General features: G+C 39.3%; 15 protein-coding genes and 1 pseudogene. 15 read left to right on the forward strand and 1 reads right to left on the reverse strand.

What is annotated here, in order from left to right; translation table 11 throughout:
* Positions 1–645: 645 nt before the first annotated feature.
* From NSR00_RS18140 to NSR00_RS14295, 15 genes and pseudogenes are all read left to right on the forward strand, one after another.
* Positions 646–741 (forward strand): annotated as a pseudogene (locus NSR00_RS18140) (ArsR family transcriptional regulator); the annotation flags it as partial.
* Positions 742–954: 213 nt separating this feature from the next.
* The gene (locus tag NSR00_RS14230; protein WP_340789493.1) at positions 955–1656 is read left to right on the forward strand and encodes a GntR family transcriptional regulator; all 702 of its coding nucleotides are present in this window, start codon (positions 955–957) and stop codon (positions 1654–1656) included.
* Between the two features lie 288 nt (positions 1657–1944).
* Complete coding sequence (gene phnG / locus NSR00_RS14235; RefSeq protein ID WP_063387918.1) at positions 1945–2367, forward strand: phosphonate C-P lyase system protein PhnG; 423 nt, start codon at positions 1945–1947, stop codon at positions 2365–2367.
* A 16-nt stretch (positions 2368–2383) separates the two neighbouring features.
* Positions 2384–2983 carry a phosphonate C-P lyase system protein PhnH gene (gene phnH, locus NSR00_RS14240; protein ID WP_130156522.1) on the forward strand — a complete coding sequence of 200 codons (600 nt, stop codon included), beginning with the start codon at positions 2384–2386 and terminating at the stop codon, positions 2981–2983.
* The gene (locus NSR00_RS14245; RefSeq protein WP_063387916.1) at positions 2983–4089 is read left to right on the forward strand and encodes a carbon-phosphorus lyase complex subunit PhnI; all 1107 of its coding nucleotides are present in this window, start codon (positions 2983–2985) and stop codon (positions 4087–4089) included. Before phnH ends, NSR00_RS14245 begins: the two co-directional genes overlap by 1 nt.
* Positions 4090–4104: 15 nt before the next feature.
* Complete coding sequence (locus tag NSR00_RS14250; RefSeq protein WP_063387915.1) at positions 4105–4968, forward strand: alpha-D-ribose 1-methylphosphonate 5-phosphate C-P-lyase PhnJ; 864 nt, start codon at positions 4105–4107, stop codon at positions 4966–4968.
* Positions 4961–5806, forward strand: coding sequence for an ATP-binding cassette domain-containing protein (locus tag NSR00_RS14255; protein ID WP_063387914.1), 846 nt, complete (start codon positions 4961–4963; stop codon positions 5804–5806). The genes NSR00_RS14250 and NSR00_RS14255 overlap by 8 nt, the downstream gene beginning before the upstream one ends.
* 36 nt (positions 5807–5842) lie before the next feature.
* Positions 5843–7021 carry a phosphonate metabolism protein PhnM gene (gene phnM, locus NSR00_RS14260; protein WP_340789495.1) on the forward strand — a complete coding sequence of 393 codons (1179 nt, stop codon included), beginning with the start codon at positions 5843–5845 and terminating at the stop codon, positions 7019–7021.
* A gap of 22 nt (positions 7022–7043) precedes the next feature.
* Complete coding sequence (locus NSR00_RS14265) at positions 7044–7694, forward strand: DapH/DapD/GlmU-related protein (RefSeq protein WP_340789496.1); 651 nt, start codon at positions 7044–7046, stop codon at positions 7692–7694.
* The gene (locus NSR00_RS14270; RefSeq protein WP_340789498.1) at positions 7672–8400 is read left to right on the forward strand and encodes a phosphonate C-P lyase system protein PhnL; all 729 of its coding nucleotides are present in this window, start codon (positions 7672–7674) and stop codon (positions 8398–8400) included. The genes NSR00_RS14265 and NSR00_RS14270 overlap by 23 nt, the downstream gene beginning before the upstream one ends.
* Positions 8401–8510: 110 nt before the next feature.
* Positions 8511–9566 (forward strand): phosphate/phosphite/phosphonate ABC transporter substrate-binding protein, encoded by a 1056-nt coding sequence (gene phnD, locus NSR00_RS14275; RefSeq protein WP_339210919.1) that lies wholly within the window; start codon positions 8511–8513, stop codon positions 9564–9566.
* 21 nt (positions 9567–9587) lie between these two features.
* Entirely contained in the window at positions 9588–10352 is a 765-nt protein-coding gene (gene phnC, locus NSR00_RS14280) for a phosphonate ABC transporter ATP-binding protein (RefSeq protein WP_340789501.1), read from the forward strand.
* 14 nt (positions 10353–10366) lie between these two features.
* The gene (locus NSR00_RS14285) at positions 10367–11152 is read left to right on the forward strand and encodes a PhnE/PtxC family ABC transporter permease (RefSeq protein WP_340789503.1); all 786 of its coding nucleotides are present in this window, start codon (positions 10367–10369) and stop codon (positions 11150–11152) included.
* A gap of 54 nt (positions 11153–11206) precedes the next feature.
* Positions 11207–12058 (forward strand): PhnE/PtxC family ABC transporter permease, encoded by an 852-nt coding sequence (locus NSR00_RS14290; RefSeq protein WP_340789868.1) that lies wholly within the window; start codon positions 11207–11209, stop codon positions 12056–12058.
* 38 nt (positions 12059–12096) lie between these two features.
* Entirely contained in the window at positions 12097–12963 is an 867-nt protein-coding gene (locus NSR00_RS14295) for a PHP domain-containing protein (protein WP_340789505.1), read from the forward strand.
* Between the two features lie 248 nt (positions 12964–13211).
* Here the strand turns inward: NSR00_RS14295 and NSR00_RS14300 are convergent, their stop codons facing one another.
* Positions 13212–13388, reverse strand: a complete 177-nt coding sequence (locus tag NSR00_RS14300; RefSeq protein WP_340789507.1) for a hypothetical protein — start codon at positions 13386–13388, stop codon at positions 13212–13214.
* Between the last annotated feature and the right edge of the window lie 79 nt (positions 13389–13467).

Raw genomic sequence — 13467 nt, forward strand, 5'->3', positions numbered from 1 at the left:
TCTTTTTCGCGATATCCATGCCAACGACGAGCGTTTGATCGGTGACTTGATTAATCTTCTTGTTTGAGATAGAATTCATGTATAGTCCTCCTTGGTATCCAAATTAGGGGTCAATTCATCCGATTGACACCCCCGAATCATACCAAGAGGGCTTTTTTTATTCAAGTCCCCGAAAAAACTTCTAACAGGAATGCTCCTTCTTGGTTTTTACAGAAAAAAGTGCGTCATTTTGGAAACATTGTTGTCTTTTTTTGCTAGCTGTTAAAATAATAATACAACAATTCAGAATATTTTAACACCATATTTTATAAAAACTATTTCAAGTTTTTGCTTCTTTGCTAATAGAATCATTCGTTGACCATACTGGATATGAAAATATGCAAAGAGGTGAACGAAATAAAAAACTATCAAGTAAAGTTGTTTCAAGAATCGTGGTAAGTTGTGGAATAAAATGATGAAAACTGATCAATACCTTTACCGATAAGGTTTAACTAGAATAGGTTTAGCAAAGAGCTTGAAATTTTAGTATTTTTTGATTCATATTTTCCAAAACCTTATTCGGCTCTACACAAGAAACAGAAAGGAATTTTATGGAACAGGGATGGAAGGAACGTATTTCAACTCGATTGAAACGTTCTTTATGCTTTCCAGGAGGGTTTTACACATTGCGTTTGCAAGCTTCTTGAAGTGTTTGACATAAGTCAGCCGTCGATTAGCAAGCATCTTCGCAAATTAGATTAATATAATGCAGCAAAACTTTATTTATCAGCATCTAAAGCAAATTAGCAGATGGATCCTATATAGACTATAAAATGGGCTTGGACAGTTCTAGTTACTTAAACTATACTGAATGTAACCAATAGAAAGTGTAGCAAAAAATATTTTTCAAAGCGCAGTTTTTGAGCTGCCGTGTGAAAAAATAGCAGGTCAATTTCAAAGCGGGGTAGAATGCAGATGGCAGAAGAAATGGAGATCATTGATAAAATCATATCAGATATTCATTCTGGCAGGTATGAAGCCAATGATAAATTACCATCCGAAAATGAGCTTGCTGACTATTTTAACGTTCCGCGAATGACAATCCGCAAAATATACGAAAGGCTTCAGGAGATGGGATATATTTATTCAAGACAAGGAAAGGGCAGCTATGTAAAAGATCGGCAAATGCAGATTCCGCTTGTTCTTTCCGGGGATGAAAGCTTCAGCAGGAAAATGATTAGACTTGGGCACCATTTCCGATCGAAAAACATTTTCTGCGAAGAAATCGGCTATAATAAAGCAATCTTTCATTCTCTCGGTGCTGAGGAAACGGATCGAGTATTTAAAATAGGCAGGCTGCGCATTGTCAATAATCGACCAATTGCCTTGCATATTTCCTACGTGGCGAAATCCGTATTTGATGATATTGATTTGTACGGCAAGGAAATCACGTCCATGTTTGATTATTATCAAAAGAAAGGCTTCACTGAATTTGAATCGAAGTCAAGCGTGTTAAAGGTTTTATTTCCGACTAAATTTTTATGGGAAATTCTTGAATGCACGAGCTTAATTCCGCTTTTAGTGTTGGAGACAGGATGTATCGATAAAAAAACCGGAACGGTGCTTGAACATACAGAAATTTTTTATCGAAGTGATTGCTTTAACTTTGTTATATGAAAAACTGTTTGCTAACAGGGGATGACCGATAAGTCGCTAAAATCAAACAAGTAGAGGAAAACATGCGTTTTTCTCTGCTTGTTTTTATATGCTTTCGATTTTGGATTGAAAGCAGCAGAGAGATTCATTCAAGGAATCTCTCTTTTTTTTTTTGTGTGCTCATTAACATTTTCTTAAAAATGCGTTTGCAAAAAATTAATAGAATTTACTTTTTTTTAAATTTTTTCCACTTGGCAACAAGATATGCTTAAATCAACGGAAGCAAAAAATCATGATGGAGGGGCGGAAATGGAAAGAAGGCGAAGAACAGAAATTTTAATCAACGGAAATAAGAACGTTGCCGCCACATTGGCACAACAAATTTTAGCTAAGTATGAGGTAAAAACGATTGAAAAGCCGAACAACGGTTTAGTAATGGTAAAAGTTCGGGAAACGGCAAAGAACAGTTTGTTCTACTTAGGAGAAGTTTTTGTAACAGAATGTAAAGTGGAAATTAGCGGGTATATCGGCATCGGCATATTAAAAGGACATGAGCCGGAATTAGCATACCATTTGGCTGTGGTCGATGCAGCTTACAATGCACAATTGCCAGAAACGGAACGATGGAATGAAGTTTTGTTGAAGGAGGAAGCAGCAATTCATGAGCAAAGAAAGAACTCCTTCATGAAAATTTTGAAGACAAAAGTAAATTTTGAAACGATGGATGTTTAAAAGGAGCAGAGGTTGAATGAAATTAGATTTTATTCACGATATTCAACGTGCATATCGAAAAGTTGTTGATTCCATGTCTAGGCCCGGATTGATAACAAATTTAAAAGATGAGGTGGCCAAAGTAGATCTTGAGGCTGGCTGTTTTCCCTCGACACTTGTTCTGGCTGCAATGCTTCTAGATACTGAAGTGACCTTTAAGGTAGTTTCCGAGAAGGAAGAAGAGACAACTCGCTGGATAAACCAACTAACCTATGCAAAAGCTGATGCAGCAGAACGCGCTGATTTCGTTTTTGTACTTTATGACAAAGCTGAAGATGAACTTGGGCAAATATTACGGCGAGTAAAAACCGGCAGTCTCATCGATCCCCATGATTCAGCAACCATTATTGTTGAGGCAGATGCTGTTACGGATGGATGCGATTTCAAATTAACAGGTCCGGGCATTGAAGAAGCAAATTATGTAAATGTTTCAGTAAATGGGAATTGGATGGAAGTTCGACAGCAACAAAACGCTGAATTTCCAATGGGGGTTGATTTAATTTTTGTGGACAAAAATCATAATCTCTTATGTCTGCCAAGGACGACGCAAATTTTATCAGAAGGGAGGAAGCTTTGATGGGATATGTGGCAGTGAAAGGCGGAACAATTGCCATTGAGGAGTCGATTAAACGGCTGAAATATGAGCGGTTAAAAAAAGGAGTTGTTCTTGACATTGGCAGAATTGAAGCTGGCCTGCGGGGATTGATTGATCAGGTGATGTCAGAGAGCAGTCTATATGACGAAACCCTTGCGGCGCTAGCGATCAAACATGCTGAAGGCAATCTTGAAGAAGCGGTTTTTCTGCTTCGTGCATATCGATCCACTTTACCGCGCAAGCATTATTCGCAAATAGTTAATACAAAGGACATGAGTATCGAAAGAAGGATTTCAGCTAGTTTTAAAGATATACCAGGCGGCCAAATTTTAGGAGCTACAACTGACTACACTCATCGTTTGCTCGACTTTGACCTCATGGAGGAAACAGATGAAGATGCAGTAAATTGGCTTTCGGCCTATGAGAAGGAAATGCTCGATGAAGTGGATGAAAAACATTTTGGCAAACTGCCAAAAGTAAGTGATTACTTAAGAAAAGAAGGTTTGTTCTCGGAGTGTGTAATGGATAATACAGAGCCTGATGATGTAACGAGAAAAAGCTTGACGTTTCCTTCCACCCGCAGTCAGCGTCTCCAAGTTTTAACGAGAGGCCAGACAGGGGCGGTGACTTCATTAGCTTATGCCGTCATTCGCGGATATGGAAGTCTTCATCCAACAGTAGGTGAACTGCGTGTCGGCTATTTGCCGGTTTACATCGATAGCCCTTTTCATTCATTTAATAGAGAAGACGATGCTTATTATATTGGGGAAATTAAAGCAACCGAAGTCGAAATGTTAATTCCGGAAACAGTTGAGATCGGGGACGGGAAAAAGGAAATTAAGTTTGAAATCGGATATGGTCTTTGCTTTGGTCAAAATGAAACGAAAGCAATCGCAATGGGAATTTTAGACAATAGTTTGGAGAAAGGAAATAGGGACTATCCGACAGGAGACGAGGAATTTGTCCTTTATCATATTGATTCGGTTGAATCCACCGGGTTTATTTCACATTTGAAGCTGCCTCACTATGTCACTTTCCAATCGAAGCTTGATATTGTACGCAAATCAAAAAGCAAGCAAGAAATGTAAAAAGGAGAGGAATTCATGCAAATCCATTATAATTTTGCTTTTTTCGATGAAGGTTCCAAACGGGAAATTCGAAGAGCCACATTAAAAGCAATTGCCATTCCGGGCTATCAAGTTCCATTTGCATCAAGAGAAATGCCGATTGCACGCGGCTGGGGAACAGGTGGACTGCAATTAACCCTTTCTCTCATTGGCAAAGATGATGTTTTAAAAGTAATCGACCAAGGCTCTGATGAATCCGTTAATGCGGTAAACATTAAAAAATTGGTGATGAAAACGGCGGGCATTAAAACGACGGAGGAGACGCAAGAAGCAACGATCATTCAATCAAGACATCGAATTCCAGAAATTCCTCTTACAGAAGGCCAGATACTTGTATTACAAGTACCACTGCCTGAACCGCTGCGCGATTATGAACCGAGCGAATATAATACGAAAAGGCTTCATGCGGAGAAAGAATACAGCGGCGCATGGCTGATGCTTTTTGAACAAATCATGAAATACGGGCATATGGCTTCGGATTTTGATCATCCTGTGATGGTGGAAAATCGGTATGTCATGGCGCCGAGTCCTATACCAAGGTTTGATAATCCGAAAATGCACTATTCAAAGGCATTAATTTTGCTTGGAGCCGGTCGTGAAAAGAAGATATACGCTGTACCACCATACACGAAAGTTGTTTCGCTTGCGTTTGACGATTATCCGTTTGAAGTGGAGAGCTTTGAAGATAAACATTGCAGACTGTGCGGCGCTACGGGAGTATATTTGGATGAATTGTTTAATGAGGAAACAGGTGAAACCTACTACCAATGCAATGATACAAGCTATTGTTTATCAAGATTAAATGAGCAATCAGAATCAAGAGGTGTTCAACATGGATGATTTAAGCAATCCAGTATTATCGGTCAAAAAGTTAAACAAACAATTCGGACCTGGATGCAGCCAATGCGGAAAGGCGGATTCCGCCGTTTTGGTGAAAAACTTTTGCCCTGTCTGCGGTACGGTATATGCTTGCCGTGATATTTCGTTTGATCTCTATCCCGGTGAAGTATTAGGCATTGTAGGTGAAAGCGGCAGCGGTAAATCAACATTAATGAGACAGCTATATTTTGATCAAGAGGCCACAAGCGGTGAAGTGTATATCCGATTTTATCATGATGGAAAAAAAAACGTATTAAACGAGTCCTCCCAACAAAAACGGTACATTCGCAACCATCTGATGGGGAAAGTTTACCAAAATCCGCTTCTCGGCTTGCGCATGAACTTTTCCTCCATCGGCAATATTGCTGAAAAATTAATTGCGGCAGGGAACAGGAATGTTGGACAGATGGTGTTAAGAGGACAAGTGCTGCTTGAGGAGGTAAACATTCCGCTATTTAGGATGAAGGAGGAGCCCCAAAAATTTTCGGGGGGCATGCAGCAAAGAGTTCAAATCGCCAAAGCATTGTCGAATAATCCGCCGATTCTTCTTCTCGATGAAGTAACGACCGGTCTTGATTTGTCCGTTCAAGCTAATGTTTTAGATTTGATACGGAATTTACAGAGGGAACTGAAGATAAGCATGATCGTTGTTTCCCATGATTTAGGCGTTATCAGAATGCTTGCAGACAGAACGTTCGTCATGCTGGAAGGAAAAATTATCGAGCAAGGGTTGACCGATCAAATTTTGGAAGATCCACAGCATCCTTATACACAGCAGCTCGTCCATTCATTATTATGATCAATTTTTTGGACTTGTGAGAATGGAGGAAAAAACGTGTATCTCATAACAAACGGAAGAATTATAACGGAAGAAACCATTCTCGATGGTTACGATCTTCTTATTGAAGGAGATAAAATTAGCAAAATTGATGGCAAAGGGAAAATCGCTTGGAAGGAAGGAATGGAAGTAATCGATGCGGCGGGCGGATATGTCGCTCCTGGGTTTATCGATCTTCATTCTGACTATATTGAACATATGGCAGCACCAAGACCGACATCGTTAATGAATTTTCAATTAAGTCTACGCGAAGCGGAAAAAGAATTAATCACCCATGGGATTACAACAATGTTTCATTCACTTTCTATTTATAAAAGCTCGGAATTTTCACATAAACCGATCCGTGAGCCGGAAAATGTCCGGAAATTTATTGAAATGATCCACCAAACTCATCATACAAAGCATTTAATACGACATCGGTTCCATGCACGGTTTGAAATTGACAGCATCGAAGAAGTTGAAAACTTAAAATCGTACATTGCTGAGTGCAAGGTGCACTTAATTTCGTTTATGGATCATACCCCTGGTCAAGGACAATATAGAGATTTAGAAATTTACAGAAAAACGATAAAAGGCTACCAAGAGCTCAGTGATGAAGAGATTGATAGAGTCATTACAAAACATCAGCATAAGGAAAAATTAACACTTGAGGGAATAAAGGAAATTGCAACGCTGGCACAACAAAAAGGTATTGCTATCGCTTCTCATGACGATGACACGTTGGAAAAACTTGAGCTTGTGCAAAGCTTTGGGGCTTCGATCAGTGAATTTCCAATCACCTTGGAAATTGCTAAAAATGCGAAAAAGAAGGGAATGCTGACGGTAGCCGGGGCTCCAAACGTTCTTTTGGGAGGGTCCCACAGCGGAAATTTATCTGCACAAGAAGCCATTCAACACGGGTGTATCGATATTTTATGTAGTGACTATTATCCTCCATCGCTGCTTCATGCTGTTTTTAAAATGGGCGAAAAAAGCGATATCGACCTAGTCGAAATGTTTAAGCTTGTGACGATTAACCCGGCCAAAGCTGTCAAACTGGATGATCAAATTGGATCAATTAAGGAAGGAAAAAAAGCGGATATAGTCATCATCGAAAAAATAGACTTAGATTTTCCGGTTATCACGTCTTGTTTTGTGGACGGCCGTTTAATCTTGAAAACAAATTATAGAATTTAAAGATGATGGAAAGGGAGTTTCTATGATCGAGAAAAAGCTGTCAAAAAAACCTTATATCCATGAACATTGCCAGTTGTTTCATACAGAATTAGGTGAATACACAGAAATAGGAGCTCACAATTATTTAGAAAATGTAAAAATGGGAGACTTTTCTTATACAGGGCAGTTTTGCATTCTGCAAAATGTTGAAGTCGGAAAATTTTCCAATATTGCTGCGATGGTGCGAATCGGGCCAACCGCTCACCCAATGAATCGCCCTACTTTGCACCATATTACGTATCGGAGAAGAATGTATGGAGTCGATACTCATGACGATGAAACGTTTTTATCATGGCGCAAACAACAAATCACCTATATCGGGCATGACACTTGGATTGGACATGGGGCCATCATCATGCCTGGTGTAAAAATCGGCAATGGTGCAGTAGTCGGCAGCGGAGCTATTGTGACAAAGGATGTGGAGCCTTATACAATCGTTGCTGGAATACCAGCCAAACCGCTAAGGCGCCGATTTGATGAGCAAACGGTTAAACGATTGGAACGAATCAAGTGGTGGGATTGGTCGTATGAAACGTTGAAAGAACGAATCGACGACTTGTCTCAACATATTGAAACATTTCTAGATAAGTATGAGGGAAGAAGGGAATTCAGTGGAAAACATTTTAACGGTTGAGAGCCTTTCCAAAACATTTCGATTGCACAACGTAAACAAGGAAATCCACGCAATTAACAAGATTAGCTTTGTTGTAAAAGAAGGAGAATTTGTCGGCATTACTGGTAAAAGCGGCAGCGGAAAATCAACCATTTTAAAATGCATCTACCGCACGTATTTGCCTGAAAGTGGAGACATCTGGTACAACTCAAAAAAGTTTGGCCTAATCAATTTGCGAGAAGCAACGGAAAGAGAAATGATTTATTTACGAAAGCATGAGATCGGATACGTATCACAGTTTTTGAATGCTTTGCCGCGTATAACGGCCAGGGAAATAGTAAAACAAGCGATATTAGAAATGGGGCATAACGATAAGTATGCGGAGGAAGAAACAGAAAAAATATTGACGCATTTTGAACTGGATCCTCAGCTTTGGGATAGTTATGTTGCTACTTTTTCCGGAGGTGAAAAACTGCGGTTGAACATCGCTAGAGCAATGGTAAAGCGTCCGAGACTACTTTTATTGGATGAACCGACGGCAAGTTTAGATGATGAATCGAAGGAAAAAGTAAGAGTATTGATGGAACAGCTCGTTCGCGAAGGGACAACAATGCTGGGAATTTTTCATGATATGTTGTTCATGCAAAACTTATGTGATGTAGAATACCGAATGCTGGACGGGGAAATCATCAAGTATTCTGAAAAAAATCCCTTTACAAAACATTAAAAATTATTTAGTAATTCAACAATATGAATTAACAGTTCCTTTACATTCATCCTTTATATTCAATTATAAATGGAAAAATAATCTATTTGAAAGGAAAAGGGGTAATGAATATGAAAAAAATGTTGAGGTTTATGAGCATCGCTTTCATCTTGGTCATCTTTTTATCAGGTTGTTCATCATCAGCAGGAACAGAAAGCGATTCCGCTCAAAAAAGCGGCGACGATACGCTTACAATTGCATGGTACCCGAATGAATCCGGCGAAGATTTGAAAGCGGCACGTGACGAAATCGCTAAGTTGATTGAAGAAGCAACTGGAAAGAAAGTCGAGCATAAGACGACAACTGATTACATTATTGCCATTGAGGCGATTGCAAACGGAAATGCTGATTTAGCGTTTATGGGTGCACAGGGATACATAGAGGCTCATGACAAAAATGAAAAAGTGCTTCCTCTCGTCGTTCCGAGCGGTGAATCCGGCACACTTGATGATGCCATGTACTACAGCTGGCTTGCCGTAAATAAAGGGGATGAAGACGAGTACAAAAGCGGCTCCGGGTTTTCCATTGATAATATAGCTGGAAAGAAATTTTCATTTGTGTCTAACAGCTCCACATCAGGCTTTAAAGTTCCATCGACCGAAATCGTTTCGTACTTTAGCCAAAAGGAAGAGTACAAAGATTTAACTGCTGAAGATTTATTAGAAGGCGGCGAGGGCAAGTTTTTCAGCGAAGTGCAATATGGAGGCTCTCATCAAGGGTCTGCGGTTAACTTACTGTCTGGAAAAGTAGATGTAGCAGCATTTTGCGACACATGTGTGAACAACTATATTGAATTAGTTGACGGTGAGCAAAATAAACCGGGAGCGGTATATAAAGTCAAAAAAGATGCTGCTGAGCCGTTTCATACTGTGCCTGGAAAGGAATTTGTCTTAATTTCAGTCACACCGGTATTGAATGCTCCGTTTGTTGTCAATACGGAAACCGTATCTGAAGAAGATCGCAAAAAGCTTGTGGAAGCTTTTGTTTCTGATGAAGTAGCCAACAATACGAAGATTTTCGTGCCGGAGGATTCTGATTTTAGCGGTTTGTTTACGAAAAAAGCTAATGAGCGTTTCGTTGAAGTAGAGGATTCTTGGTTTGATCCGATCAGAGAATTGTCTAAATAAGGATTTGGTGAGGGATAAACGATGACAGCCATTTTAACATTAAATAACGTGTCAAAACGTTATGGAACCAATACAATGGCACTTCAAGACATGAACTTTTCTGTAAAAGAAGGGGAATTCGTTTCGATTATTGGTCCATCGGGGGCGGGGAAATCAACCCTCCTCCGGTGCATTAACCGCATGATCGAAGCGTCTAGCGGTGAAATCATATTTGATGGTGTCGACATTTTAAAGCTTGGCAAAAAGAGCTTAAGAAAAGTAAGAGCAACCATTGGAATGGTCTTTCAACATTACAATCTTGTCACTAGATTAAGTGTCATTGAAAACGTGCTCCACGGAAGGCTTGGCTATAAGTCAACTTTGGCAGGAGCATTCGGCTTTTACAGCGAGGAGGAGAAAAGACAGGCAGTTCATATTCTCGGATTATTGGGGCTGGAGGATCAAGTGTATAAACGGTGTGATCAGCTAAGCGGAGGACAAAAACAGCGCGTCGGAATTGCCAGAGCCTTAATTCAAAATCCGAGAATGCTATTGTGTGATGAGCCGATTGCCTCCTTAGATCCAAACTCAGCCAAAATCATTATGGATCATTTAAAAAATATTTCTTCTACACTCGGAATTACTTGTATTGTCAACCTGCACCAAGTCGATGTCGCTTTGAAATACTCTGATCGAATTATCGGTATTAATAAAGGAAAGAAAGTGTACGATGGCTCGCCGAAACAAATAACAGAAGATATTGTTCGCAATATTTATGGGTCTGAAGTAAAGAATCTGATTCTTTAATGTAGGTGAAGATCATGCAAGCAGATATCTTTGTAAAAAGAAGAAGAAGCTTCTCCTTATTTTTTTTATTGTTGATTGTGTTAACGTATCTTTCTATGTTTATAACAGATTTTCAGCTTGTGAAAGGACTCACCTCTGTCGCAAAGGCAGTAGAGTGGGGAGTGACAAATTTTTTTCCTGATGCAAAAGCGATGGAAAAGCTTCCGGATATTTTAAGTAAATTACAAGAAACAGTTTTAATATCAGTCGCTTCCACGACATCTGCAGCTATTTTTGCTACTTTTTTCGCAATATGTGGTTCGAAGACGACGAAAGTGAATGGTTTATTAAGTGCAATAAGCAGAGGAATTGCAACTGTTTCTCGTAATATTCCGGTAGCTGCATGGGCATTGATTCTGCTCTTTTCTTTTGGACAAAGCTCCATTACCGGATTTTTTGCTTTGTTCTTCGCCTCCTTTGGTTTTTTAACGCGAGCATTTATAGAAACGATCGATGAAGTTAGCAATAGTTCCGTTGAAGCATTGCGTGCAACCGGCGCCCAATTTTTTCCGATCATCTTCCAGTCGGTCATTCCATCCAGCCTTCCCCAGATGATCAGTTGGGTATTATTTGAAATTGAAACGAATATTCGCAGCGCGACTTTAGTTGGAATTTTAACCGGTACAGGAATTGGTTTTTCTTTTGACTTGTATTATAAAAGCTCCAATTATAGTGCAGCGAGTTTGGTTGTCATGACTATCGTACTGACGGTATTTGTCATTGAATATCTTTCGAATTTGATAAGAAGGGTCATTTTATAACGATGAATGAAAATTTAAGGAAGAAAGGGTGATGATATGAATAATGAATGGTTGATGAAAACTGGAAGCACTCTGAAAGACAGCGGAAAATTAACGCATTCTTCGAAAATAAAAGTGAAACCGTTGACGAAGCAGGCAATTGCCATCCGGCTGACATTGACAGCATTATTCGTTATTACTGTTTATGGCTTTACCGTGTTTGATTATGGCGATACAAATTTCATGTCTGGATTAAAAGAAACGTTTGCGAATTTTAAAACAATGTTTTTCGAAGCAAGCTTTTCGCGATTAACTATAACAGAAGCAATCTATCAAGTGTTGATAACTTTGGGGCTTGCTTTTTTGACGACAGTGTTCGGAGCTGTTATTGCACTTTTTCTAGGGCTGTTCGCAGCGCAAAATTTATCAAATAAAGTTGTTTCCAATACCATTAAAGCATTTGTTGCATTTATTCGCGCCGTTCCTACTGTTTTGTGGGTGCTGATTTTTTCCGTCGCTGCTGGTCTAGGAAGTGTTGCAGCTGTTATTGGCATGACGTTTCACTCCATTGGCTATTTGATTAAAGCATATTCTGAATCGTTCGAAGAGTTGGATGAAGGTGTGATCGAAGCATTAAAGGGCTGCGGGGCCAATTGGTGGCAAATTGTGTTTCAGACGGTAATCCCCTCGTCAATGACGTATTTAATTTCTTGGACGTTTATGAGATTTGAGATTAACTTTTCCGTTGCCGTTGCGATGGGGGCTGCCGCAGGAGCAGGCGGGATCGGATTTGATTTGTTTATGGCGAGCGGATTTTATTTTGATTTAAGGGAAATCGGAATGATTACTTACTTCATTCTTGTTTTAGCGATCATTTTCGAATTTGTTTCGACAAGAATGAAGGTAAATTTGCGTGAAACTCATTAATTATTTTATAAAAACAGTGAAAGCAGGTGTTGACCGTAATGATTGATTTACATTGTCATTCAAATATATCAGATGGCTCAATGAGTCTATTTGAATTGATTTCTCTTGCGAAAGAAAAAGGAATCACCCATTTGGCAATTACGGACCATGATACGACAAAAGGATTAAAGGAAGCGAAATATATAGGAGAGCAGCTCGGAGTAACCATTATTCCAGGGATCGAGATTTCGGCTTATGACTATAAAAGACAACGGAGAGCCCATATTTTAGGCTTTTTTGTGGAACCGCATCACGAAGCGATTGAAAACCTGTGCAGCCCGCTGTTAAAGATGAGACACCTAGCATCATATGAAATGACGAAAAGAATTATGAAAGCAGGTTTTAACATTTCATGGGAAGAAGTAGAACAATTCGGCAAAGACGGCACAGGGGTATACAAACAGCATATTATGCATGCTTTAATAAACAAAGGATACGCTGACAAAATCTATGGCGATCTATATGATAAGCTTTTTTCAAAAGGCGGGGAAGGAAAGCCACAAGGATTAGCGCACATACCTATACAGTATGTCGATGTGGAAGATGCGATTGTTGCCATCCGCGAGGCGGGCGGTTTGCCGGTACTTGCCCATCCAAAACAATTCAACAATTTTGATGCAATCCCCGAGTGGGTTGAGATTGGCTTAGAAGGCATCGAAGCAGTTCACCCTTTGCATGGACCTAAGGACGAAGAACTTGTCAAATATTATGCGGACCAATTCGAGCTGATCGAAACAGGAGGATCTGATTTTCACGGCTTTTATGGAAATTTTGAACTAGGCAGCAAAGATGCCGGAATGGTTCGATATGAAAAACTTCTCGAACGCTATCAAAAGCTATGTGAAAGTAAGAAAACATTATCGTAAATGTAAGAAGCTCTCAACTTTCATTTTTTTGGAGCCAAGTTAGGAATATAATTCGCGCAAAAAACGCTTCTCTTTTCAATAATTGTAGTGTGTAAAAAATATGTTCCGTCATTAACAGTGGGAAACAGATGAATATTAAATTGATTCTTTACTTCGTCGATTATTTTAACAACAATTTGCAGCCTTTTGTCTTCCGATTATTATCATTTTGAACGGATAAAGGACTTACATATAAAAAAGTCCTTTATTCAATTTCTTTTCTCCTTTTTCATTTTTCCTGCCAAATTGCAGCGTGCAAGAGCTCCCTCAGCAATGAGAACAATAACTGCGGCTTTTTTGACAATTTTTACTCTTTTCCCTATCAGTAGGCTTTCGTCTTTTCGGTTTGGAAGATAGAATACAGAAACTGACAACTTATTAAACATTCCGTTTTGCGTTCATCCTTCAATTATGATTTTCTGTAAGGGCTTCAACAAAATTACTGGTAAAAGAATCTCATGTTAA

Origin of the sequence: Aeribacillus sp. FSL K6-8394, assembly GCF_038008865.1 — a bacterium.
GTDB classification, from domain to species: domain Bacteria; phylum Bacillota; class Bacilli; order Bacillales; family Aeribacillaceae; genus Aeribacillus; species Aeribacillus composti.

Excerpts from the sequence above, each read along its gene's own strand:
- NSR00_RS14230 (WP_340789493.1), top strand. The coding sequence starts at position 955 with ATGGCAGAAGAAATGGAGATCATTGATAAAATCATATCAGATATTCAT.
- phnG (WP_063387918.1), top strand. The coding sequence starts at position 1,945 with ATGGAAAGAAGGCGAAGAACAGAAATTTTAATCAACGGAAATAAGAAC.
- phnH (WP_130156522.1), top strand. The coding sequence starts at position 2,384 with ATGAAATTAGATTTTATTCACGATATTCAACGTGCATATCGAAAAGTT.
- NSR00_RS14245 (WP_063387916.1), top strand. The coding sequence starts at position 2,983 with ATGGGATATGTGGCAGTGAAAGGCGGAACAATTGCCATTGAGGAGTCG.
- NSR00_RS14250 (WP_063387915.1), top strand. The coding sequence starts at position 4,105 with ATGCAAATCCATTATAATTTTGCTTTTTTCGATGAAGGTTCCAAACGG.
- NSR00_RS14255 (WP_063387914.1), top strand. The coding sequence starts at position 4,961 with ATGGATGATTTAAGCAATCCAGTATTATCGGTCAAAAAGTTAAACAAA.
- NSR00_RS14265 (WP_340789496.1), top strand. The coding sequence starts at position 7,044 with ATGATCGAGAAAAAGCTGTCAAAAAAACCTTATATCCATGAACATTGC.
- phnD (WP_339210919.1), top strand. The coding sequence starts at position 8,511 with ATGAAAAAAATGTTGAGGTTTATGAGCATCGCTTTCATCTTGGTCATC.
- phnC (WP_340789501.1), top strand. The coding sequence starts at position 9,588 with ATGACAGCCATTTTAACATTAAATAACGTGTCAAAACGTTATGGAACC.
- NSR00_RS14285 (WP_340789503.1), top strand. The coding sequence starts at position 10,367 with ATGCAAGCAGATATCTTTGTAAAAAGAAGAAGAAGCTTCTCCTTATTT.
- NSR00_RS14290 (WP_340789868.1), top strand. The coding sequence starts at position 11,207 with ATGAAAACTGGAAGCACTCTGAAAGACAGCGGAAAATTAACGCATTCT.
- NSR00_RS14295 (WP_340789505.1), top strand. The coding sequence starts at position 12,097 with ATGATTGATTTACATTGTCATTCAAATATATCAGATGGCTCAATGAGT.
- NSR00_RS14300 (WP_340789507.1), bottom strand. The coding sequence starts at position 13,388 with ATGTTTAATAAGTTGTCAGTTTCTGTATTCTATCTTCCAAACCGAAAA.